Origin of the sequence: Maritimibacter sp. (assembly GCF_016774595.1) — a bacterium.
Taxonomy (GTDB): Bacteria; Pseudomonadota; Alphaproteobacteria; order Rhodobacterales; family Rhodobacteraceae; genus Maritimibacter; species Maritimibacter alkaliphilus.
The window spans coordinates 1,257,667-1,278,480 of the sequence record NZ_JACBWT010000002.1 but is presented as its reverse complement, the minus strand read 5'-3'; the positions used below and the strand labels follow the sequence as shown (position 1 = coordinate 1,278,480).

Here is a 20,814-nt window from a genome sequence, read left to right as displayed (position 1 = left end):
GCCCGCGCGCCCGCCTCAATTGACCACGCAGGCCTCGGGCGGAGATTTGTACAGACGGTAGACGACAGGCTCGCCGGACACCTCGGCGATGTCCACCGCGCCCCCGCATTCCTCGGTCTCGCCGACCCACAGGTATGTCAGCGTCAGGTCGATGCTGTCGCCGCTGTCGCGCGTGACCTCGAAGAACCCGCCGTCGCAGTCGACCGAACAAGTCATCTCGCCCCCTTCGTTCCAGCACAGAAGCCCCTGCTCGAACGTCCTGAGCGCAAGCTCCGTGTCTTTCACATGGCCGCCATTCGACGTGCTGACCGCAACGGAGGCGGAATACTGGTCGTATTCGTCGATCCCGAAGGCGACCGAGATCGCCGAGACGACCTGTTCGGGATGAGCCGCGATGTGGGCGTCGGAATAGGTGCGGTGGTAGCAGCCCATAGGTTCGGCAAGGGCCGGCGCGGCGGTAAGGGCTGCGACAAGGGCAAGGCGCATGGCAAAACTCCTGAAACTGAATGGCGTCAGGTTAACGCGCGCGGCCTCACGCGGCCACGGATTTGCGCAGCATGTCCCAATAGATCGTTTCGACCGTTTCGCGGCTGAGGCGGCCGCCATCGCGAAACCACGTGGTCACCCCGTTCAGCATGGAAATCGCGGCCATCGCGGCGAGTTTCGGGTCCGGCACGGCGAAATCGCCGCTGGCGTTCCCTGCCTCCAGAATATCGATCAGACCCTGTTCGTAGCGGCGGCGCAGCACCTCGATCTCGGCGAAATTCGCGTCGTCCAGATTGCGCAACTCCATGTAGGCGATGAAGATATTGTCGGGCCGGTCGAGGTGATAATGGATGTGAAAGCGCGCGAAGGCCTCCAGCCGTTCAGGCGGCGTGCCGCCCGTGTCGGCCTCGCGCCAAGCGTCGAGCAACTCCTCCATATGGACCTTCATCAGGTCGTAGAGCAGCGATTGCTTGTCGGGGGTGTAAAGATAGAGCGCCCCGGCCTGCACGCCGACCTCCGCCGCGATCTTTCGCATCGAGACCGCCGCATAGCCGTCGCGCGCGAAGAGCTTCAATGCCGCCTCGCGCACCTTGGGGCCAGTGATGTCGGCGTGGGAGCCGGATTTTCGCGCCATGGGTGAAGATTAACTGAACATTCGTTCAGATCAAGCGATTGCGCGCCCGGCACGCGGGTCCGGGCGCGCGAATTGGTTCAGGCGGTCAGCCCCTTGGGCTCCGGCAGGCCGTTGGCCCGGCAGGTCGCCGTCAGCGTATTGGCCAGAAGGCAGGCGATGGTCATGGGGCCGACACCGCCCGGGACCGGGGTGATCGCGCCTGCGACCTCGGCGGCACTCGCGAAATCAACGTCGCCAACCAGCTTGCCCTTGCCGCCTTCTTCGGCGGGCGGCAGACGGTTGATGCCCACGTCGATGACCACGGCGCCGGGCTTGAGCCAGTCGCCCGTCACCATCTCGGGCCTGCCTACGGCGGCGACCACGATGTCGGCCCCGCGCACCACGTCCTCGATGTCTTTCGTGCGGCTGTGGGCGATGGTCACCGTGCAGCTGTCACGCAGCAAGAGCTGCGCCATCGGCTTGCCCACGATGTTCGATCGGCCCACGACCACCGCAGACTTGCCCGAGAGCGACCCGAAATGGTCGCGCAGCAGCATCAGACAGCCAAGCGGGGTGCAGGGCACCATCGCCTTTTGCCCCGTGGCCAGCAGACCCACATTGGAAATGTGGAACCCGTCCACGTCCTTGGCCGGGTCGATCGCATTGATCACCTTTTCCTCGTCGATGTGGTCGGGCAGCGGCAGTTGCACCAAGATCCCGTTCACCGCCGGGTCGTTGTTCAGCTTTTCGACCAGCGCGAGCAGATCGGCCTCCGAGGTCGAAGCATCCAGCTTGTGCTCGAAGCTTTCCATCCCGGCCTCGACCGTCTGCTTGCCCTTGGAGCGGACATAGACCTGACTCGCGGGGTCTTCGCCCACCAGCACCACGGCCAGTCCCGGCTTGATGCCCTTCTTGGCAAGCTCCGCCACATGCTCGGCCACCTTGCCGCGCACCTCGGCGGCGAAAGCCTTGCCGTCTATGATCGTCGCGCTCATCCGCTCTCTCCTCGTCTGTGTGAAGGGGCGCGCTCGCCCGCTTCTCTGGTCCAAAAATACCTTCGCCGAAGGCACCGTGCGACCGGGCTCGATGCCCGGTCGCGCGGCCTCCGCCTCAGAACAGCCCCTGCACGTCGCCGTTGTCGTCCAGCCCGATGGTCAGGGCGGCCGGTTTGGACGGCAGGCCCGGCATGGTCATGATTTCTCCGCAGATCACCACGACGAAGCCCGCGCCCGCCGACAGCCGGACTTCGCGTACCGGAACGGAATGGCCCGTGGGGGCGCCGCGCCGGGTGGGGTCGGTGGTAAAGGAATACTGGGTCTTGGCCATGCAGACCGGCAGGTTGCCATAGCCCGCCGCCTCCCACGCGCGAAGCTGGTCGCGGATCTTCTTGTCCGCCAGCACCTCATCCGCGCGGTAGATGCGCTTGGCCACCGTTTCGATCTTCTCGAACAGGCTCAGATCGTCGTTGTAGAGCGGCGCGAAGCTGCCCATGCCGGCATCCGCGATCTCGGCCACGCGGGTGGCCAGCGCCTCGGTCCCTTCCGATCCCTTGGCCCAATGCTGGCACAGGATCGCCTCGGTCCCGTGTTCGGCGACGTAATCCTTCACCGCCTGCACTTCGGCGTCGGTGTCGGTGACGAAATGGTTGATCGCGACGACCACCGGAACGCCGAACCCTTTGAGGTTCTCGATATGTCGGCCAAGGTTCGGGCAGCCCGCCTTGACCGCATCGACGTTCTCGGCCCCCAGATCGGCCTTGGCGACACCGCCGTTCATCTTCATCGCGCGCACGGTGGCGACGAGCACGACGGCGGCGGGGGCCAGCCCACCCTTGCGGCACTTGATGTTCATGAACTTCTCGGCCCCCAGATCGGCGCCGAAGCCCGCCTCGGTCACCACGTAGTCGGCCAGTTTCAGCGCCGTGCGCGTCGCGATCAGGCTGTTGCAGCCGTGGGCGATGTTGGCGAAGGGGCCGCCGTGGACGAAGGCCGGGTTGTTTTCTAGCGTCTGGACGAGGTTGGGCTGCATCGCGTCCTTGAGCAGAACCGTCATCGCGCCCTCGGCCCCGACATCGCGGCAGGTGATCGGGTCGCGGTCGCGGGTGTAGGCCACGATGATGTCGCCCAGACGACGTTCGAGGTCGGCCAGATCGCGGGCGAGACACAGGATCGCCATGACCTCGGAGGCCACGGTGATGTCGAACCCGGTCTGGCGCGGGAACCCGTTGGCGACACCGCCAAGCGAGGTCACTACATCGCGCAGCGCCCGGTCGTTGAGGTCCACGACCCGGCGCCACGTCACCCGGCGCTCGTCGATGCCCAGTTCGTTGCCCCAGTAGATGTGGTTGTCGATCATCGCCGACAGCAGATTGTGCGCGCTGGTGATCGCGTGGAAATCGCCGGTGAAGTGAAGGTTCATATCCTCCATCGGCACCACCTGCGCATACCCGCCGCCCGCAGCCCCGCCCTTCATCCCGAAGTTTGGCCCGAGCGAGGCTTCGCGAATGCAGATCATCGCCTTCTTGCCGATCCGGTTCAGCCCGTCGCCAAGGCCCACCGTGGTCGTCGTCTTGCCCTCGCCCGCCGGGGTCGGGTTGATCGCGGTCACGAGGATGAGCTTGCCGTCCGGGCGATCCTCGACCGAATTGATGAAGTCCTGACTGATCTTGGCCTTGTCGTGGCCGTAGGGCAGCAGATGGTCGGACGGGATGCCAAGCTTGTCGCCAATCTCCCCGATCGGGCGTTTCTTCGCGGCGCGCGCGATTTCGATATCGGATTTATGGCTCATGGTGTCCTCCCCGGACCAAGTGGCTGAATTCGCCCGGAATGTGCGCAGGGATAGCCGATCGGACAACGCGATACGCGACGAAAATGCGCGGGTTTGCGGCACCGGGCCGGAAACTCGGTGACCTTTCGGAAACCTGCGCCCCCGTTCGGAGACGTCTGGTCAGGCGTCCGGCTGCCAGCCTCGCTGTTTCGGGACGAAAAGGCGGATCTCGTCGCCAACGGTCAGCGTGCCTTCGCGCTCGACCCACGCCGTGACGCCGCGCAGATCGACAGCTGCCGGTTTGAACTTGGGCCCGTAGCCCGGCGCGAAGCGTTCGACCGAACGGCCCGAGAGCGTGCAGGGATGGTTCACCATGTCGATGGTCAGCGTCGCCCCATCAGGGGTCTGGAGGCGCGAGGACGGGGGAACGTAGCTGAAGTCCGGAATGCCCTCGACGACCATGGACACGCCGATCCACGCCGGATCGAAATGGTCGAGCCCCATGTTCCGCGCGATCTCGTCGATCTGTTCGGCGGCGAGGATGGTCAGTTGGCGGGTATTGCGGATCTGCGTGTCGCGCGGATGCAGGATCGACACGCGGCTGCACGCAGGCCGCGTCACGCCGCCATGGTCCTCGCCCTCGATGCCGCCATAGGTCAGGACCGCCTGCGCCTGCCCTTCAGAGGCCAGCGCCGCCGCCCGATCCGCGACATGGCCGAGCCATGTGATCCGGGCCGCATAGGGCGCTTCGTCGAAATATTCGCTCATGGTCATCCGGTCCTGTGCTGCGGTCGCGGCACTCGACCCCAATCACCGGGCGGCGTCAAGCGACGAGCCCCGCAGGCGCGCGTTCGACGTGGCAAGCTTGGCTTGTCCCGACAAGGCGAAGACGAAGCTGAGTTGACGGAGCAATTCGCCGTTGCGGTCCCCGAGCGTTTCCAGGGCATCCGCCGTTATGCGAAAGGCGCGCGCGGGCCGGGTGATTTCGACCGTCGCGCTGGCCGGGGCGCGCGTGAGCACGCCGAATTCGCCGATGAGAGCGCCCTCGCCCAGTCGCGCGACCTCCTGCGATCCGGCGATCACGCGGGCCTCGCCGCCTGCCAGAAAGAACAGCGCCTCGACCGGCGCGCCCTCGGTGGTCAGACCCTCGCCCACCGCGAGGTCCACCCATTCGCCCGCATCCAAGAACCGGCGCGCGTCGATGTGGCGGAGCGCCCCGAGGTGGGTGTCGTAGAACACCTGTTCGGCATCGTCCAACCGGAGCCGCCGCTGAAGCAGCCAGAGCCGCGTCAGCCCGACGATCGAAATCACGACCCAGCTTGTCTGGATGACGGCGGAACTCAGGTTCCACTGTGAGAAAAGAGAGGTGAGGACCGCAAGCGACGCGGCCAGATTGAGGATGGTGTAGAGCGCCGAGTTGCCCCGGATCACCCCGAACTGCAACCCGGCGTAGGAGCCCAGATAAAGCGCGGCACCCAGCAGGCCGAGACCGTCGAGGAACAGGCTCCCCTGCATCAACGCGCGGTCCTTGTCGCCCCGCTCAAGACCCGATGACGGGCATTCGTGCGCGGGCGGTCACGCCGGGCTGGGTCGCGGCGGGTCACGGTCACGCCCCACGTGTCAGCACGAAGAACACCCGTCTGAACGGGAAATGCACGTGGCCATCGGCGCGCGCGGGATAGTGCTTGGCGAGCAGCGTTTCATAGGCCGCGACATAGCGCACGGCCTCTTCTTCCGACAGCTCGGCCACGAACGGCCGCATCACCGTGGACCGGGTGAAGTGGCGCACCGGATGCCCCTCGGCCACCGGGGCGAGGTCTTGGACATAGGTCGTTTCCCACGCCCGGATGTCACCCAAGGGCGCGAGCATATCGGCATAGACCTGCGGCGGGGCGACGGGGGGTGTCCACTCCGCGAAATCGAAGCGGTCGGGAAACATATCCTCCGCCAGCTCGCGCAGCAGCCGGTGCGAGGGTTCGTCATACTGGCGCGGCATCTGCACGGCGAGCGCACCGCGGTCCGGCAGAACCGAGGCCCAGCGGGCAAAGAGCGTGGCATGATCGGGAAGCCAGTTGGCCAGCGCGTTGGAAAAGATCAGCGCGGGGGTGTAGCCGGGGGTCCAGTCGTTCGCGTCGTCTCGGGTCAGCCGGGCATAAAGCCCCATCGCCTCGGCCTCGGCCAGCATGGTGGCGGAACTGTCGATGCCATAGAGATCGCGGTTCGGGTAGCGCGTCGACAGCGCCTCGGCCACCGCGCCTGCACCGCAGCCCATATCGACCACCGGCCCGTCGGGCAGGTCGCGGACCTGTGCCAGAAGCTCCAGCGCCGGGCGCAGGCGCAGCCCGCGAAAGCGTTGGTAGGCTTCGGGATTCCAGTCGGCGGTGGTCATCGGCGCGTCCCTTTCCTTGTCCCTTCGATCCTATGCGCAATTGCGCGGTCTGGATACCACGCGCAAAAGAAAAAGGCCGGGGCTTGGACCCCGGCCTCGTGTTCTTGTGGTGCTGTCGTTACGCCGACGGTTCCGGCTCCAGCCCGCCGTCGCCCTTGGGCTTCTTGCGCGGCTTGGTCTTGGGGATCGCGGCGACCGACGGCTTGTCGTCGGCTTTCTCGCCCGCGCCGCCATCTTCGTCTTCGTCGATATGCGGCGGGTCACCGGCCATCACGCGCTTGATCTCTTCGCCCGTCAGGGTCTCGTATTCCAGCAGACCTTCGGCCAGACGCTCCCACTCCACCTTGCGCTCTTCGAGGATGCGGCGGGCGGTTTCATACCCGTCCTGCACGAAGCGGCGCACCTCTTCCTCGATGAGTTCCTTGGTGTGGGCCGAGACCGAGAAGCCCCCGGTGTTGCCCTGATAGCCTTCGGCGGCTTCGGCGTAGTCGATGTTGCCGACCTTTTCCGACATGCCCCAGCGCATCACCATGGCACGGGCCAACTGGCTCGCCTGCATGATGTCGCCGGCGGGGCCGTTCGACACCTCGTCCTCGCCCCAGCGCATGATTTCGGCAGCCTTGCCGGCCATGGTCATGGCAAGCTGTTGGACGCACTGATCCTTGTGCCAGTTCAGGCGGTCGATCTCGGGCAGGCTGACCACCATCCCCAACGCACCGCCGCGCGGGATGATCGTGGCCTTGTAGACCGGATCGCATTTCGGCAGCGACAGGCCCACGACCGCGTGACCGGCTTCGTGATACGCGGTGTGTTCCTTCTGCTCGTCGGTCAGGACCATCGACCGGCGCTCGGCGCCCATCATGACCTTGTCCTTGGCGTTCTCGAAGTCTTCCATCACCACGAAACGACGGCCCACACGCGCGGCCATCAGCGCCGCCTCGTTCACGAGGTTGGCAAGGTCGGCACCCGAGAACCCGGGCGTGCCGCGCGCGATGATGCGCAGGTCCACGTCGGGGCCGAGCGGCACCTTGCGCGAGTGCACGCCAAGGATCTTTTCGCGGCCCTTGATGTCGGGGTTCGGCACGGTGACCTGGCGGTCGAAACGGCCGGGGCGCAGAAGCGCGGGGTCCAGCACGTCCTTGCGGTTGGTCGCGGCGATGATGATGACACCCTCGTTCGACTCGAACCCGTCCATTTCGACGAGAAGCTGGTTCAACGTCTGCTCACGCTCGTCGTTGCCGCCGCCATAGCCTGCGCCACGATGGCGGCCCACGGCGTCGATTTCGTCGATGAAGACGATACAGGGCGCGTTCTTTTTGGCCTGCTCGAACATGTCACGGACACGGGATGCACCCACGCCGACGAACATCTCGACGAAGTCGGAGCCGGAGATGGTGAAGAACGGCACGCCCGCCTCACCCGCGACCGAGCGGGCCAGAAGCGTCTTACCCGTGCCCGGAGGGCCGACCAGAAGCGCACCCTTGGGGATCTGCCCGCCAAGGCGCGAGAATTTCTGCGGGTTGCGCAGGAATTCCACGATCTCTTGCAGTTCTTCCTTAGCCTCGTCGATGCCCGCCACGTCGTCGAAGGTCACGCGCCCCTCACGCTCGGTCAAAAGCTTGGCACGGCTCTTGCCGAAGCCCATGGCCCCGCCACGTCCGCCGCCTTGCATCCGGTTCATCATGAAGAACCAGAAACCGATCAGGATGATGACGGGCAAGAGCAGCGACAGCAGCGACAGGAAGCCCGACTGCTCCTGCTTCTTGGCCTCGACGTTGACGCCCTCGGCCAGAAGCCGTTCGGACACGTCCGCGTCACGCGGCACGACGGTCGAATAGACGGTACCACCGGACCCGACGTAGGTGACGTTCTCGCCATCCAGCGTGGCCTTGGTCACTTCGCCGTTCTCGACGTCTTCGATGAAATCTGAATAGCTCACCGCGGTCGAGGCGATGGAGCCCTGACCATTGGAGAACAGGTTGAAGAGGGCCAGGATCAGCAGGAAGAGCACGATCCAGAAGGCGAAATTTCGCGCGTTACCCAAGGTTATCTCCTCACGATGCCGGATGGGGGTCCGGGTCTGCCCGGGCGTGACGGCGCACCGTCACACTGGTTTCCTTCTAAAATAGGGAACGTGACCATATGTTCAATGCGATAAAAGCGATGTGAAGAAATCGCCGCGCGGCGGACAAAGCTCGGCGCGCCAGCCTGCGGGGTGTCCGGCGAGCGGCGCGGCGACCAGCCTGTCGCCCGCGAACACCGCCGGGCTTGCCAAAAGCGTATCGCGCGGAAGGCCGGTTTCGCGCCAGTCCGGGCAGTCCGACAGCCCCCCGGCCCCAAGCGCGCGGACGGCAAGAACCTGCCCAGAGGGCGCGTCCGGGCCGCTCAGACGCCAGCGATTGTCCCAGATCGACGGGGGCGAGACCCGCAGATCGGTCACCGCCTTTGGTTCGCGCCCGACCCGCAGCGTCCCGCCTTTCGCGGTGAGCAGGCAACCGCCCAGCGTGGCGCAGCCCGTCTCGGTCACGTCGCGCACCGCTTGAATCAGCGCGGCACGGCGCGGACGATATGCCGCGCTGGCGACCCAGCCGATCGCGTGGGCGATCAGGCGATCATGCGTCTCGCGCGGCAATGCCTGCACCTTGGCCTGGTCGAAGACCACATCGCCCGCCTCCGTCCATGCCGTGCCGCGTGCCGCCTGTTCGGCCCAGTGCTCGAGCGCCTGCCGCGCCTCGGTCATTGCCTGAGCGGTCATGGTCAGCCGCTCGGCGTCGATGCCGAGGGGGGCGAGCAGGTCCAGCGCCTGCCGCATCCGCACCCGATCGTATTGCGTGTCGTCATTGGTCGGGTCGTCGATCCAGCCGATTTCGCGGTCGTGAAGCCAGTCGCGCAGCGCGGCCCGGCGCACGGTCAGAAACGGACGCAGCCAGAGGTGGCCGCGGTCCGTCCACGTTGACCGCATCCGCGACAGCCCATCGACACCGGAGCCACGCGCCAGACGCATGAGAAAGGTTTCGGCGGCGTCGTCCATCGTATGCCCGATCAGGATCGCCGCCCCGGCGGGCGCGGCATCGGCGATGAGGTCGTAACGCGCGGCGCGCGCCATCGCCTGTAGATTGCCCTGCCCGTCCCAGTCGGGCCAATCGAGCGTTCGGTGCGCGACACCGAGGTCCGCGCAGATCTCGGCCACGCGCGCGGCCTCGGTCGCGGCCTCGTCACGCAGCCCGTGGTCCACGGTCAGCGCCGAGACGGCTTTGCCCTGCGTCCGCCCCCAAGCCTGCGCGACATGAAGCAGCGCCATGCTGTCGCCGCCGCCGGAAACGGCGACGACCAGATTGTCGATGGTGTGATCGGTCTGCGCGGCGGCCAGCGCCGCCGCGAACGCCTCTTCCGGTGTCACAGACAGCCGAGCTGTTGCCGCTCTGCCTGTGCCTCGGCCGCCGCGTTCGAACCGGGGAAGCGGTTCGGCACCTCGCCCAAGGTCGCGCAGGCCTCGTTCGTCTGGCCAAGCTGGCCCAAGGCCGTGCCAAGCTGCACCAGCGCGTTCGGCGCGGATTGCCCGGTCGGATCGGCCGAGAAGGACGCGAGATAGGCGCGGGCCGCATCGGCCACCATGTTCTGCGCGTTCAGCGCCTCGCCCTTCAGAAACAGCGCCTGCCCGGTCATCGGCGTGCCGGGGTAATTGTCGACGAAGGTCTGGAACATGCTCGCGGCACCGGCGAAGTCACCGGCGTCCATCGCAGCCATCGCGGCATCGAAATCCGCCTGCTCGCCCACGGCAAGCTGGGTGTTGTTGGTTTCAGAGAACGTGTCGGATTGCGGCGTGGTCGTGGTCATCGACTGCGACACCGCCGCCGCCTCGACACCGCCCAGAGGCTTGGAAATCCCCTCGTTCATGATGTCGCAATCGCTTTCCAGTTCGCACAGCCGGAACGACAGGTCGCCGATCCGGTTCGCGCCGTCGGTCGCGATGGAATTCAGTTTGAATTCAAGCTCTTCGGTCTTGTTCGTCAGGCGCGTCAACGCCGCTTCGATGGCGTTTACCCGGTCCAGCGTGGACCCCGACGCCACCGGATTCGGCGCGCCGGTCGTGTTGAGTTCGGACCGGACCTTGGCCAGTTCCACGTTCAGCACGGTCAGTTCCTGCCGCACATCCGCAAGCGTCTGCTCGCGGTCCTGTGCAAGACCCGGCGTGGCCAGCGTCATCACGCAGGCCACGGCCATCACACTCGTTCTCAGCCTCATGGCGTCATGTCACCCCGTCAGGCCGGTCGGTCAGGTTCCGGCGCCGGTCGTCAGCACCGTTACCGCCCGGCGGTTTTGCTGGTAGCAGCTTTCGTCCGAACAGATCGCGAGCGGACGCTCCTTGCCGTAGCTTACGGTCTTGAGGCGGCCCGGTGCAACGCCGCGCTCGATCAGGTAGCTCTGGACCGAGCTGGCCCGGCGCGCGCCGAGGGCCACGTTGTATTCGCGGGTGCCCTGCTCGTCCGCGTGACCTTCGATGATCGCGGAATAGGCGGTGTTGGAATTCAGCCACTGGGCCTGCTGGTCGAGGATACCCTGCGCCTGCGGGCTGAGGGTCGACTGATCCACCATGAACAGCACGCGGTCGCCGATGGTCTGGTTGAAATAGGCGGTCGAGGTCGGGTCGTTCACGCTGCCCGCAACGCCGCTGTTGTTGGCCCCGTCGGTCGCACTGTTGTAGCGGTCCCGCGAACAGGCCGAGAGCGCGACAGCGCCGATCATCAGGAGGGCGATGGTGGTCTTTTTCATGAAATCCTGTCCTTCGTGTTTATCGTTGCTCGAATGCGGCCAGTCTATCAGATCGGGCCGCGCAGGTCTTTTCCTTAGTTCTGGAGCGGTCCCCAGCTCGGGTCCGAGGCCGCATCGGGCGTCGGCACGCGGCGCAGATTGCGGCCCGAGATGTCGACCGAGTAAAGACCCGGCGCACCCTCGGCCCCCTGGCTTTCACGGGTGAACATGATGACACGCCCGTTCGGGGCCCAGGTCGGGCCTTCGTCGAGGAAGGACGCGGTGAGCAGGCGTTCCTCGGACCCGTCCGTGCGCATGACGCCGATATGGAACCGGCCCGCGTTCTGCTTGGTGAAGGCGATCAGGTCGCCGCGCGGCGACCAGACCGGGGTGCCGTAACGACCGGGGCCGAAGCTGATGCGCTGCGGCTCGCCGCCGTTCGCGGACATGACATAGATCTGCTGGGTGCCGGAGCGGTCGCTTTCGAACACGATCCGCGACCCGTCGGGCGAGAAGCTGGGCGCGGTGTCGATGGCGGGGGAATTGGTCAGTTGCACCAGCCCGCCACCGTTCAGGTCCATCCGGTAGATTTCCGAGTTGCCGCCCTGTTCGAGCGAAAAGATCAGGCCGTTGCCATCGGGCGAGAAGCGCGGCGAGAACGCCATGTTGCCGCCCCCGGTACCCAGCGCCCGGCGCTGCGCCGATCCGACCTCGAGCACGTAGATCTGCGGCTGCCCGGTCTCATAGGACGTATAAAGCACCCGGTCGCCCGACTTGGAAAAGCGCGGCGCGAGGAGGAGCGATTCCGAATCCGTCAGGTATTTGACGTTGGCCCCGTCGTAATCCATGACGGCCAGTTGCTTGCGCCGGGCGTTCTTGGGTCCGCTTTCGCTGACGAACACCACGCGGCTGTCGAAATACCCGGTCTCGCCCGTGATCCGGGAATAGACGGTATCGGCCACCTTGTGCGCGATGCGGCGCACGCCGTCGGTGGTGCCGGTGTATTGCAGCCCCTGCCCCAGTTCGGTGCCCGAGAACACGTCGTAGACCCGGAACTTGACGTTGATCTGGCCGCCCTGTTCGGACACGGCCCCGGTGATAAGCGCCTGCACGTTCACCGCTTTCCAGTCGGCATACTGGATCGGCGAGGCGAAATTGGTGACGTTCGCGATGAACGCCGAGGACGGGATTTCGCGAAACAGCCCCGTGCCCGACAGGTCCGCCGCGATCACGCGGCTGATTTCCTCGGCAATCGCGCCGGCGCTGCCGGTTTCGGCCTGAAAGGTGGGGACGGCGAAGGGCAGCGGTTCGATCACACCCTCGGTGATCTCGATCCGAAGCGGGCCTTGCTGGGCCGTGGCCGTCGTGGCGGAGAAGACGGGCGCAAGCGTCATCAAGACGAGCGCCACAAGCAGGTTCAGTTTGGTCATCGCAGCCTCATATTCTCCGGATTGAAGGTCATTTCAATCTCACGCCACTGTTCGTACTTTTCACTCGGCAGATTATAGCCGTTCGCCCCGCAACGGATAACCGCCCGTCGCGCGGCTTGGAAGGCGGTTTGCACCGCGTCCTGTGTCGGCCCCTCGGACGAGACCAGTTCGATGCCCGAAGGCACGCCGTTGGGTTGCATCTGGACGAGCACCACGACGGTCGTCTTCATCGCGTCCGTGGAGGACGAGCCGAGGTTCCAGCATTGCGACACGGCAAGGCGCAGCCCGTCCCGTTCACCTGAGGTGAGCGGCGGCCCAAGGGGCGCGGGCTGGTCGGTCTGGCCCTGCGTGTCGCTGGTCAGCGCATCGTTCACCGCATCGGCCACGGCATCGGCGATCGGGTCACGCTCTTCGGCGGGCTCCGGCGTCGGGTCGGGCTCGGGCGTGGGGTCCGGCGCGGCGGTTTCGACAGGCGGTTCGGGCCGCGCGGGCCGGGCCTGCGGGCGGATCGAGGTGGTGGGCGCAGAGGATTGCGGCGTCTCGGCCTCGGTCACGATCTCGGTCGTCGCGGCCTCGGGCTGGGTCGCCTCCTGCTCTTCCTCGGGCGGGGTTTCGACCGCCTCTTCCGACGGCGCGACCTCGGGTGCCACCTCCGGCGCGATCTCGGCCTGCGGTTCGGGTTCCGGCGCGATCTCGGGCGCGACGCGGTCGGCCTCAGGCGGCGTCGGCTCTGTCGTCTCAGGCTGAACGTCCTCGGTCGGCAGCGACGGCGCCGGAGCGGGCGGCTCCGGCAGCGGGGTCGGCTCGGGCTCCGGGGCGGGTTCGGGTTCCGGTTGCGGTTCGGGTTCCGGCTCGGGCTCAGGCTCCGGCTCCGGTCGCGCGGGCGGGACCGGCGTTTCGGTCGGCGCGGCTTCCTCTGGCTCGGGCGCACCGACGGGCGGCGCGGTCAGGGCCGCGAACTCCTCCTCCGAGATGATCGAGACATCGGCCACCGGCACGAACGGCTCCTCCGAGCGAAACTCGAAGATGCCCCCGAACAGGAGCCAGAGGATCAGAAGTCCGTGACCGATCCCCGAGATATAGTAGCCGGTCTTCAAACCCGTGCCCTACCTCGAAGCCCCGTCCATGCTCGGCCCGCCCGTTTCGGTGACGAGGCCGATGTCATTGAACCCGGCGGCGTTCAGCGCCCCCATGATCTGCGCGACCTGCGCATACGGCACGCGCCCGTCGGCACGCAGGAAAATTTTGTTGTCCGAGCGTTCGGCGGCGACGGCGCGAAGGCGCGGGATCAGGTCGTCGCGCGCGATTTCGGTCGTCATGAGCGTGATGGTGCCCTCTTCGGTGAGCGTGACCGTCAGCGGCTCTTCCTCGACCGCAGGCAGCGGCGTGGCGGCAGTTTCGGGCAGCTGCACGGGCACGCCCACGGTCATCAGCGGCGCGGCCACCATGAAGATGATGAGCAGAACCAGCATCACGTCCACGAATGGGGTGATGTTGATCTCGGCCATCATCGCGCGATGGCGCCCCCGGCGACGGCCCCGGCGGGCGCGTGGCTTGGCGGAAGTTGCGACGGAGCCTGCCATGTCAGCTGTCCAACTGGCGGCTGAGAATGGTCGAGAACTCGTCCGCGAAACTTTCCCACCCGGCGGCGACATTGTCGCTGTCGGCGGTCAGCTTGTTGTAAAAGATCAGCGCGGGGATTGCGGCGAGCAGGCCCAGCCCGGTCGCCAGTAGCGCCTCGGCGATCCCCGGTGCCACGACGGCGAGGTTGGTGTTCTGCTGCTGCGCGATCTCGGTGAAGGCATGCATGATGCCCCAGACCGTGCCGAACAGCCCGATGAACGGCGCCGACGAGGCGGTGGTGGCCAGAAAACCCAGACGCGCGTTCAGCCCCTCGGCTTCTTTCGCGATCGCCACGTCCATCGAGCGGTCGATCCGGCTTTGGGCGCCTGCGATCAACCCGCCATCGGCGCGGTGCGAGCGACGCCATTCCAGCATCCCGGCGGCGAAGACCTTTTCCGACGATCCCGTGGGCGATGGTCCGATCTGTTCGTAAAGCTCGTCCAGCGGCTCGCCCGACCAGAACGCCTGATCGAACATCGCGGCCTCCGCCTTGGCGCGGCGGAATTGCATGAACTTCGTGACGATGATCGCCCAAGAGTAGAACGACATGGCCACCAGAAGCACCATGACCAGTTTCACGATCAGCGTTGCGCGGAAGAAAAGCGCCCAGAAGGAGAAATCCATCTCTCCTGCCAGCGCGAGGGCATCCTGTTCCATATGGGTCCGTTACCTGCCTATGACTGCCTCGACGGCCATCTCTATCGGACGGCTCTATGGAACAGGACGGTAGCCGAATTGAAGCCCGATAGCCAACAAAACCGCGTGTTCGGCATGAAATACGGGCGTTTCAGTGCAGGTTTTGGCGGATATTCGCTGGCAAACGGGCGGGCGCGCCGGTTTCGGTGAGCGCCACGATGGTCACGGTCGAGGAAAACAGAAGCTCGCCATCGCGCTTTATGTCCTGCTTGAGCACGATCCGCACCCCCGTCATCGCCTCGACGCTGGTTTCGACCGTCAGATCGTCGTCGAACTTCGCGGGCTTGTGATAATCCGCCTCGACCCGGCGCACGGCGAAGACGATCCCCTGCTCATCCTTCACCCGCGTCTGATCCACCCCGATCCCGCGAATCCACTCGGTCCGGGCGCGTTCGATGAACTTCAGGTAGTTGGCATAATAAACGATGCCGGCAAGGTCGGTGTCCTCGTAATAGACATGCACGGGGAATGTATGGGTCATGTGAGCCTCTTTGCGTAACGTCCTATCCGGTCAGCAGAAATTCAGCCAGCGGTTCGTAATCCGCGCCCTCGCCCGTGAGGTGCGAACGATAGAGCGTCACCGTATCCGCCAGTTCGGTCGGCAAGGAATATGGCGCGTTCAGTGACAGAAACGCGGCCAGCCCCCGCTCGTCCTTGGTGGTCATCACCTTGCCGAAACGCGCGAGCGTCACATGCGGGCGAAAGCGCCGTCGCTCCATCTCGACCCCGGCGTCCATCGCGATCCGGCGCACCCGGTCCTGCAACGTCACCAAAGCCTGCGTAGGGGCGGCATCCATGACCAGAAGGTTGGGCTTCTTGCCGCCCATGATGTCGATGCCGGTGAGTGTCAGCTCGATCGGCGCATCAGGCAGGTCGGCCAGCCGCGCCGCCAGATCCTGCGCCTTCTGCGGGTCGATCTCGCCCAGAAACGCCAGCGTCAGGTGCAGGTTGTCCTCGTCCACCAGCCGCCCCACGGACAGCCCGGCCTGAAGCCGCGTCAACGGGCGGCGGATCGCCTCAGGCAGGTCCAAAGCGACGAAGGCGCGCATCAGCCCTGCATCCGCGCCGACAGCCTGAGCGCGTGGGACGGATCGTCCGCCGCCAGCGGCATGACCGGGTCATAGGCCGCGCGGATCAGGTCCGCGATTTCGGGCCGCAGCATCGTCACCCCGCTCTCGGGGTGCTTGGCGAGCGGCGAGGTCTCGGCGAACGCGCCCTCGCCCCATGTCAGCATGATCTGCGCGGCCTGCATCAGCCCGATGGTGTCGGCGGGCAGCTTCTCCATCCCGCCGCCCATGCGGACGAAGGCGAAAGCGGCCTTGATCGCCCCCGCCTCGTCAAAGCGGAAGGTCCGGTATTGCACCGCGTCGGCCTTGGCGAGCTTGGACACGATCCGGTCGATGTCGGGGATCATCTTGTCGAGGTTGGGCACCCCCGACAGTTCCGACCAGTCGCGCAGGAAGAAGAGCATCAGGTTCGTGCCGATCTCCATATCCGTCTCGGCCATGGGGTGGCCTGCAAAGGTGGTCACCGCCTCGATACAGCCCTTGAGCATCCTGAGCGTCTCGTCCTCGACGCCGAACACCACGGGCGCTATGGGACGACCCCATCGCGCGAAACTATAGCGCCCCTGTCGGGTGAAAAGGCTCTCGATCTCGTCCGGTGTCATGGCAGCACTCCTCACCGGGCGGGATACCCGCTCACATGGCGAATGCCAACTACCGGGCCCCGATCTCTTGGATAGCGGCCGGGAGCGGGCCGTCGGTATCGCCGTAAATTTCGGCGTCCATATTCTCGTTCGCGATGCCGATCACGATCCGGTCGCCCGCGTCCGACACCGCGACCACCACGTAATTCGTTTCGCATTCCAGCTTTTCGCAGGCGCGCGCCACGATCCATCCATCCTGCATTTCGAACGGTCCGCCCAGTTCGGCATTCTTCTCGGCCAGCGCCACCATGTCGGGCGGCATCATGTTGGCCAAGTGCCCCTGAAGCTCGCCCGCGCCGAAGAAGTCGAAGGCATAGCGGTCGAGCCAGAAGGCGCCCGCCTCGCCCGGGGTCCAGCCGATCGGCTCCGGGCCTTCCTGCACCCGGCTGATCGCCTCGCCGTCATAGATGAACGACACGGGCCCCGCCCCCACGTCCGCCGACGGGATCGTGACCTTCGCGCCCGCCGGCACTTCGGTCATCTCGAACCCTTCCGCGCAGGTGCCGAACACCTCGGAAAACGCGACGCCCTCGTCCGACAGCTTGGCCCAGACGTATTCGGTGGCACAGGCATTCCCGCCTTGCGAGACGGACACGAGCAGCCAGTCGTGAAGCGCCGCCTCGATGAAAGCGTAATAGGGGTTCGATGGCAGTTCGATCACCTCGCCCTGAAACATCAGGCCCTTTTCCATTTCGCCCAGCGGGGCGATCTCGACCTCCCCGAACCGGGTGTCCATCGCCGCGAGCGGCGCCGCGATCAGGGCCATCAGCCCGGCGAGTATCCAACGCATGTCCTGTCTCCTCACATGGCGCACCGTCCGGCACGCTCCCGCATCAACACCGCAAGACCGCGAAGGGTTCAATCGCATGCGCCGGTCCCTCTTCTCTGGTCCGAAAATACCTCGGGGGCGTTTGAGGGGGCAGCGCCCCCTCATGTGAAGGATGCGGAGTTTGAGGGGGCAGCGCCCCCTCATTCCACTAAACAATCGCGGCGGCGCAGCCGACGCGCGGGTCGACCGGGCGCAAGCCCGGGCGAAACCGATCACCGCGCACCCGGATCACGCAGGGACCGCCGCATGATCTTGCCCGTCGCGGTCATCGGCAGATCGTCGACGAATTCCACGATCCGCGGCGCCACGTGGGGCGACACCTTTTCGCGCACCCGCTGGATGAGGCGGTCCGCCAACCCCTCGGTCGCCGCCCCTCCCCTGAGCACCACATAGGCCTTCACCACCTCGCCCCGCGTCTTGTCCGGCACGCCGACGGCGGCGGCCATCACCACGTCCGGGTGGCCCGTCAGGCAAGTCTCGATCTCGGTCGGCCCGATGCGGTAGCCGGCCGAGGTGATGACGTCGTCGTCGCGGCTGACATAGGTGAAATACCCGTCTTCGTCGCAGACCCCCAAGTCGCCGGTCCGCATCCAGTCGCCCGTGAACTTGGCGGCGGTCTTCTCCGGCAGGTTCCAGTAGCCCAGAAACATCACCGGATCGGGCCGTTTCACCGCGATCTCGCCCACCGTGCCCGGCGCCACGACCTGCCCATCGGCGTCGATCACCGCGACCTCGTGCCCCGGCACCGCCTGCCCCATGCTGCCGGGCTTCACCGCCATCGACCCGGCGCAGGAGGCAAGCACCAGATTGCACTCGGTCTGGCCGTAAAACTCGTTGATCGTCACCCCGAGCGCGTCTTGCGCCCAGGCCAGCAGATCGGCCCCCAGCGCCTCGCCCCCGGACCCGATGGTGCGTATGTTTACGTCCTCCGGCACCTCGGCCTGCCGCATCAGTTTCAGGGCCGTCGGCGGCAGGAACAGATTTCGCACCCTCTGGTCCGCGATCAGCCGATACGCCTCGTCCGCGTCGAACTTGCGCATCCGGCAGGATACAAGCCGGACGCCGTGATAAAGGCACGGCATCGCCATATCCATGAGGCCCCCGATCCACGCCCAGTCGGCGGGCGTCCAGCCCACGTCGCCGGGCTGCGGAAACCCCTCGTGATGCAATTCGACCGACGGAAGATGGCCGATCAGGAACCGATGGGCATGAAGCGCGCCCTTGGGCGGCCCCGTGGTGCCGGAGGTGTAGATGATGACCGCCGGGTCTTCGGCCCTCACCGGCACGGGATCGACCGGGGTCGCCGCCTCGACCTCACCCCAAAAGTCGCGCCCCGTGCCGCCGCCCACGACGAACACCTCGGCCAGATCGGGCAGTTCGCCCCGGACCGCGGCAAGCTTTTCGGCCCCTGCCGCATCCGTAACCACCGCTTTCGTCCCGCTATCTGCGAGCCGGAAGGCCAGCGCATCGGGACCGAAAAGCGAAAACAGCGGGATCGAGATACCGCCCCGCTTCCACGTCGCGAGGTGCGCGATCAGGGTTTCGGGCGACTGGCCCAGAAGCACGCCGACCCGGTCCCCCCGCCCGACGCCCGCATCGGCAAAGGCCCCGGCCAGCCGGTCGGAGGCGTCTTTCAACTCGCCAAAGGTCCAGTCGCGCGTCTCACGCCCCACATGGGTCACCGCCACGCGTCCGGGTTCGTCGCGCGCCCAGTTGTCGCAACAGGCGTCGGCCATGTTGAACCCGTCGGGCACGGTCCAGCGGAACGCGCGCCTGAGCGCCGCCCAATCGCCCGGCCCCTCGACGACCCGCCGGTTCATTTCGCGTAGACGGTCAGCGTGTGAAGCCCCGCGAGCCCCACTTCGAGAAGCCTGAGCGCCGGAAGCGATATCCGGCTTCCGGCCGTGGCCGGTCCGTCGATCGGCCTGAGTTCGAGGTTCACCGACTTGCCGTTCGCGGCCTCGACCCGGCCTTGCGTCACCGACGAGACCAGCGGCGTGTCCATCCAGATCCCCGGATCGGTCGGGCTGCCCAGCGTCGCGACCGTGGTGCCCAGCGACCGCTCGCCCGCCGGCTCCGGCGTCGCGACCGCCGCCGCGCGCTCTTCGTCCGTCGTGGTGTCGAACGCATCCTCGGTCCGCGCATCGGCGGGCGGCGCGACGGTGGTGACCGTCGACCCCTCGGGTTTCACATTCGCGGCAGGTTGCAGAAAGGCCGGGCCGTTCGCACAGCCTGCAAGCCCAAGAAAACCAATGAGAACCAGTCGTTTCATGGGGCGAGCATACGACCAAGGCACTGGCAGGCCAAGCGCCGATACCGCTTGCCCCGACCGCTGCGCGCTCTTACGTTCACGGTATGGCAGATGCACCTCTCATCGATCCGTTCATGCGTCCGATCACCTACCTCAGGCTGTCGGTGACGGACCGCTGCGATTTCCGCTGCACCTATTGCATGGCCGAGAACATGACGTTCCTGCCGAAAAAGGAACTCCTGACGCTCGAGGAACTCGACCGCGTCTCGACGGCCTTCATCGGCCTCGGCGTGCGCAAGCTGCGCATCACGGGGGGCGAGCCGCTCGTGCGGCGCGACATCATGGACTACTTCCGCGCCATGTCGCGCCACCTGACATCCGGCGCGCTCGACGAACTCACGCTCACCACCAACGGCTCGCAACTCGAACGGTTCGCGGGCGACCTGGCGGATGCGGGCGTGCGCCGCGTGAACGTCTCGCTGGACAGCCTCGACCCGCGGAAATTCGCCGACATCACCCGGCGCGGCGACCTGTCGAAGGTGATCCGCGGCATCGACGCCGCGCAGGAGGCGGGGCTTCGAATCAAGATCAACGCGGTGGCGCTGAAGAATTTCAACGATGTCGAACTGTTCGAGCTGACCGAATGGTGCGCCCGCCGCGACATGGACCTGACGTGGATCGAGGTCATGCCGATGGGCGACATCGGCAACGAGAACCGGCTCGACCAATACTGGCCCCTCACCGACCTGCGCGAGCGTCTCGAAGAGCGGTACACGGTGACCCCGCTCGCCGAACGCTCCGGCGGCCCGGCGCGCTACGTGCGGCTCGAGGAAACCGGGCAAAAGATCGGCTTCATCACGCCGCTCACGCATAATTTCTGCGAAAGCTGCAACCGGGTGCGCATGACCTGCACCGGGGAACTTTACATGTGCCTGGGGCAAGAGGACCGCGCCGACCTGCGCCAGCCGCTGCGCGATCATCCCGACACCGACGAACCGCTGGTCGCCGCGATCCGCGAAGCGATCACGCGCAAGCCCAAGGGCCACGACTTCGACTATTCCCGCCAGCGCGCGGACGGTCAGGTCTCGCGCCACATGAGCCACACCGGGGGCTGAGAGAACCGAGCCTTTCGCTTCGGAGCCGCCGTCGCCTGAGACCAAGGGGACGGAGACGGGTGGGACGATCCACCGAAATCGACGAGGGGCCCCGGCTTGCCGGGGATACGTCTATTTCGGTTGAGCGGCACGACCGGCTCTGTCATCGCAGGATCA

General features: G+C 66.2%; 22 protein-coding genes. 1 reads left to right on the top strand and 21 read right to left on the bottom strand.

Annotated elements, in window-relative coordinates; translation table 11 throughout:
- Nucleotides 1–15: 15 nt before the first annotated feature.
- The 21 genes from HOY44_RS17415 to HOY44_RS17315 all read right to left on the bottom strand — a co-directional run bounded on the left by HOY44_RS17415 (nucleotide 16) and on the right by HOY44_RS17315 (nucleotide 19,564).
- Nucleotides 16–486 carry a hypothetical protein gene (locus HOY44_RS17415; protein ID WP_287436467.1) on the bottom strand — a complete coding sequence of 157 codons (471 nt, stop codon included), beginning with the start codon at nucleotides 484–486 and terminating at the stop codon, nucleotides 16–18.
- Between the two features lie 46 nt (nucleotides 487–532).
- Complete coding sequence (locus HOY44_RS17410; RefSeq protein WP_287436465.1) at nucleotides 533–1,120, bottom strand: TetR/AcrR family transcriptional regulator; 588 nt, start codon at nucleotides 1,118–1,120, stop codon at nucleotides 533–535.
- Between the two features lie 77 nt (nucleotides 1,121–1,197).
- Nucleotides 1,198–2,094, bottom strand: coding sequence for a bifunctional methylenetetrahydrofolate dehydrogenase/methenyltetrahydrofolate cyclohydrolase FolD (folD, locus tag HOY44_RS17405; protein WP_287436463.1), 897 nt, complete (start codon nucleotides 2,092–2,094; stop codon nucleotides 1,198–1,200).
- Between the two features lie 115 nt (nucleotides 2,095–2,209).
- Nucleotides 2,210–3,886: a formate--tetrahydrofolate ligase gene (locus HOY44_RS17400; RefSeq protein ID WP_138424086.1), complete on the bottom strand. Its 1,677-nt coding sequence runs from the start codon at nucleotides 3,884–3,886 to the stop codon at nucleotides 2,210–2,212.
- Between the two features lie 159 nt (nucleotides 3,887–4,045).
- Entirely contained in the window at nucleotides 4,046–4,633 is a 588-nt protein-coding gene (locus tag HOY44_RS17395) for an MOSC domain-containing protein (protein ID WP_353806663.1), read from the bottom strand.
- A gap of 42 nt (nucleotides 4,634–4,675) precedes the next feature.
- Nucleotides 4,676–5,380, bottom strand: coding sequence for a Crp/Fnr family transcriptional regulator (locus tag HOY44_RS17390; protein WP_287436457.1), 705 nt, complete (start codon nucleotides 5,378–5,380; stop codon nucleotides 4,676–4,678).
- A 91-nt stretch (nucleotides 5,381–5,471) separates the two neighbouring features.
- Nucleotides 5,472–6,254 carry a methyltransferase domain-containing protein gene (locus HOY44_RS17385; protein ID WP_287436455.1) on the bottom strand — a complete coding sequence of 261 codons (783 nt, stop codon included), beginning with the start codon at nucleotides 6,252–6,254 and terminating at the stop codon, nucleotides 5,472–5,474.
- A 118-nt stretch (nucleotides 6,255–6,372) separates the two neighbouring features.
- Nucleotides 6,373–8,298, bottom strand: coding sequence for an ATP-dependent zinc metalloprotease FtsH (gene ftsH, locus HOY44_RS17380; RefSeq protein ID WP_040884462.1), 1,926 nt, complete (start codon nucleotides 8,296–8,298; stop codon nucleotides 6,373–6,375).
- A gap of 102 nt (nucleotides 8,299–8,400) precedes the next feature.
- Nucleotides 8,401–9,654, bottom strand: coding sequence for a tRNA lysidine(34) synthetase TilS (tilS, locus tag HOY44_RS17375; RefSeq protein ID WP_287436451.1), 1,254 nt, complete (start codon nucleotides 9,652–9,654; stop codon nucleotides 8,401–8,403).
- Nucleotides 9,651–10,499, bottom strand: coding sequence for a tol-pal system protein YbgF (ybgF, locus tag HOY44_RS17370; RefSeq protein WP_235889169.1), 849 nt, complete (start codon nucleotides 10,497–10,499; stop codon nucleotides 9,651–9,653). The genes tilS and ybgF overlap by 4 nt, the downstream gene beginning before the upstream one ends.
- 30 nt (nucleotides 10,500–10,529) lie before the next feature.
- Nucleotides 10,530–11,027, bottom strand: a complete 498-nt coding sequence (gene pal / locus HOY44_RS17365) for a peptidoglycan-associated lipoprotein Pal (RefSeq protein ID WP_008329565.1) — start codon at nucleotides 11,025–11,027, stop codon at nucleotides 10,530–10,532.
- A 74-nt stretch (nucleotides 11,028–11,101) separates the two neighbouring features.
- Nucleotides 11,102–12,400 (bottom strand): Tol-Pal system beta propeller repeat protein TolB, encoded by a 1,299-nt coding sequence (gene tolB / locus HOY44_RS17360; protein WP_287437262.1) that lies wholly within the window; start codon nucleotides 12,398–12,400, stop codon nucleotides 11,102–11,104.
- A gap of 32 nt (nucleotides 12,401–12,432) precedes the next feature.
- On the bottom strand, nucleotides 12,433–13,533 hold the full coding sequence (gene tolA / locus HOY44_RS17355) for a cell envelope integrity protein TolA (protein WP_287436446.1): 1,101 nt from the start codon (nucleotides 13,531–13,533) through the stop codon (nucleotides 12,433–12,435).
- A gap of 9 nt (nucleotides 13,534–13,542) precedes the next feature.
- On the bottom strand, nucleotides 13,543–14,019 hold the full coding sequence (tolR, locus tag HOY44_RS17350; protein WP_040884464.1) for a protein TolR: 477 nt from the start codon (nucleotides 14,017–14,019) through the stop codon (nucleotides 13,543–13,545).
- Between the two features lies 1 nt (nucleotide 14,020).
- Complete coding sequence (tolQ, locus tag HOY44_RS17345) at nucleotides 14,021–14,716, bottom strand: protein TolQ (protein ID WP_008329569.1); 696 nt, start codon at nucleotides 14,714–14,716, stop codon at nucleotides 14,021–14,023.
- Nucleotides 14,717–14,846: 130 nt separating this feature from the next.
- Nucleotides 14,847–15,236: a tol-pal system-associated acyl-CoA thioesterase gene (gene ybgC, locus HOY44_RS17340; protein ID WP_138424091.1), complete on the bottom strand. Its 390-nt coding sequence runs from the start codon at nucleotides 15,234–15,236 to the stop codon at nucleotides 14,847–14,849.
- Nucleotides 15,237–15,258: 22 nt separating this feature from the next.
- The gene (gene thpR, locus HOY44_RS17335) at nucleotides 15,259–15,804 is read right to left on the bottom strand and encodes an RNA 2',3'-cyclic phosphodiesterase (RefSeq protein WP_287436442.1); all 546 of its coding nucleotides are present in this window, start codon (nucleotides 15,802–15,804) and stop codon (nucleotides 15,259–15,261) included.
- Nucleotides 15,804–16,424, bottom strand: coding sequence for a hypothetical protein (locus HOY44_RS17330; protein WP_287436440.1), 621 nt, complete (start codon nucleotides 16,422–16,424; stop codon nucleotides 15,804–15,806). Before HOY44_RS17330 ends, thpR begins: the two co-directional genes overlap by 1 nt.
- 49 nt (nucleotides 16,425–16,473) lie before the next feature.
- Nucleotides 16,474–17,253, bottom strand: coding sequence for an Ivy family c-type lysozyme inhibitor (locus tag HOY44_RS17325; RefSeq protein WP_287436439.1), 780 nt, complete (start codon nucleotides 17,251–17,253; stop codon nucleotides 16,474–16,476).
- 251 nt (nucleotides 17,254–17,504) lie between these two features.
- Nucleotides 17,505–19,112: an AMP-binding protein gene (locus HOY44_RS17320; RefSeq protein ID WP_287436437.1), complete on the bottom strand. Its 1,608-nt coding sequence runs from the start codon at nucleotides 19,110–19,112 to the stop codon at nucleotides 17,505–17,507.
- On the bottom strand, nucleotides 19,109–19,564 hold the full coding sequence (locus tag HOY44_RS17315; RefSeq protein WP_287436435.1) for a D-galactarate dehydratase: 456 nt from the start codon (nucleotides 19,562–19,564) through the stop codon (nucleotides 19,109–19,111). Before HOY44_RS17315 ends, HOY44_RS17320 begins: the two co-directional genes overlap by 4 nt.
- A gap of 83 nt (nucleotides 19,565–19,647) precedes the next feature.
- Between HOY44_RS17315 and moaA the strand changes: the two genes are divergently transcribed.
- Entirely contained in the window at nucleotides 19,648–20,658 is a 1,011-nt protein-coding gene (moaA, locus tag HOY44_RS17310; RefSeq protein WP_287436433.1) for a GTP 3',8-cyclase MoaA, read from the top strand.
- Nucleotides 20,659–20,814: the final 156 nt, after the last annotated feature.

Excerpts from the sequence above, each read along its gene's own strand:
- HOY44_RS17415 (WP_287436467.1), bottom strand. The coding sequence starts at position 486 with ATGCGCCTTGCCCTTGTCGCAGCCCTTACCGCCGCGCCGGCCCTTGCC.
- HOY44_RS17410 (WP_287436465.1), bottom strand. The coding sequence starts at position 1,120 with ATGGCGCGAAAATCCGGCTCCCACGCCGACATCACTGGCCCCAAGGTG.
- folD (WP_287436463.1), bottom strand. The coding sequence starts at position 2,094 with ATGAGCGCGACGATCATAGACGGCAAGGCTTTCGCCGCCGAGGTGCGC.
- HOY44_RS17400 (WP_138424086.1), bottom strand. The coding sequence starts at position 3,886 with ATGAGCCATAAATCCGATATCGAAATCGCGCGCGCCGCGAAGAAACGC.
- HOY44_RS17395 (WP_353806663.1), bottom strand. The coding sequence starts at position 4,633 with ATGAGCGAATATTTCGACGAAGCGCCCTATGCGGCCCGGATCACATGG.
- HOY44_RS17390 (WP_287436457.1), bottom strand. The coding sequence starts at position 5,380 with ATGCAGGGGAGCCTGTTCCTCGACGGTCTCGGCCTGCTGGGTGCCGCG.
- HOY44_RS17385 (WP_287436455.1), bottom strand. The coding sequence starts at position 6,254 with ATGACCACCGCCGACTGGAATCCCGAAGCCTACCAACGCTTTCGCGGG.
- ybgF (WP_235889169.1), bottom strand. The coding sequence starts at position 10,499 with ATGAGGCTGAGAACGAGTGTGATGGCCGTGGCCTGCGTGATGACGCTG.
- pal (WP_008329565.1), bottom strand. The coding sequence starts at position 11,027 with ATGAAAAAGACCACCATCGCCCTCCTGATGATCGGCGCTGTCGCGCTC.
- tolB (WP_287437262.1), bottom strand. The coding sequence starts at position 12,400 with ATGACGCTTGCGCCCGTCTTCTCCGCCACGACGGCCACGGCCCAGCAA.
- tolR (WP_040884464.1), bottom strand. The coding sequence starts at position 14,019 with ATGGCAGGCTCCGTCGCAACTTCCGCCAAGCCACGCGCCCGCCGGGGC.
- tolQ (WP_008329569.1), bottom strand. The coding sequence starts at position 14,716 with ATGGAACAGGATGCCCTCGCGCTGGCAGGAGAGATGGATTTCTCCTTC.
- ybgC (WP_138424091.1), bottom strand. The coding sequence starts at position 15,236 with ATGACCCATACATTCCCCGTGCATGTCTATTACGAGGACACCGACCTT.
- thpR (WP_287436442.1), bottom strand. The coding sequence starts at position 15,804 with ATGCGCGCCTTCGTCGCTTTGGACCTGCCTGAGGCGATCCGCCGCCCG.
- HOY44_RS17330 (WP_287436440.1), bottom strand. The coding sequence starts at position 16,424 with ATGACACCGGACGAGATCGAGAGCCTTTTCACCCGACAGGGGCGCTAT.
- HOY44_RS17325 (WP_287436439.1), bottom strand. The coding sequence starts at position 17,253 with ATGCGTTGGATACTCGCCGGGCTGATGGCCCTGATCGCGGCGCCGCTC.
- HOY44_RS17320 (WP_287436437.1), bottom strand. The coding sequence starts at position 19,112 with ATGAACCGGCGGGTCGTCGAGGGGCCGGGCGATTGGGCGGCGCTCAGG.
- HOY44_RS17315 (WP_287436435.1), bottom strand. The coding sequence starts at position 19,564 with ATGAAACGACTGGTTCTCATTGGTTTTCTTGGGCTTGCAGGCTGTGCG.
- moaA (WP_287436433.1), top strand. The coding sequence starts at position 19,648 with ATGGCAGATGCACCTCTCATCGATCCGTTCATGCGTCCGATCACCTAC.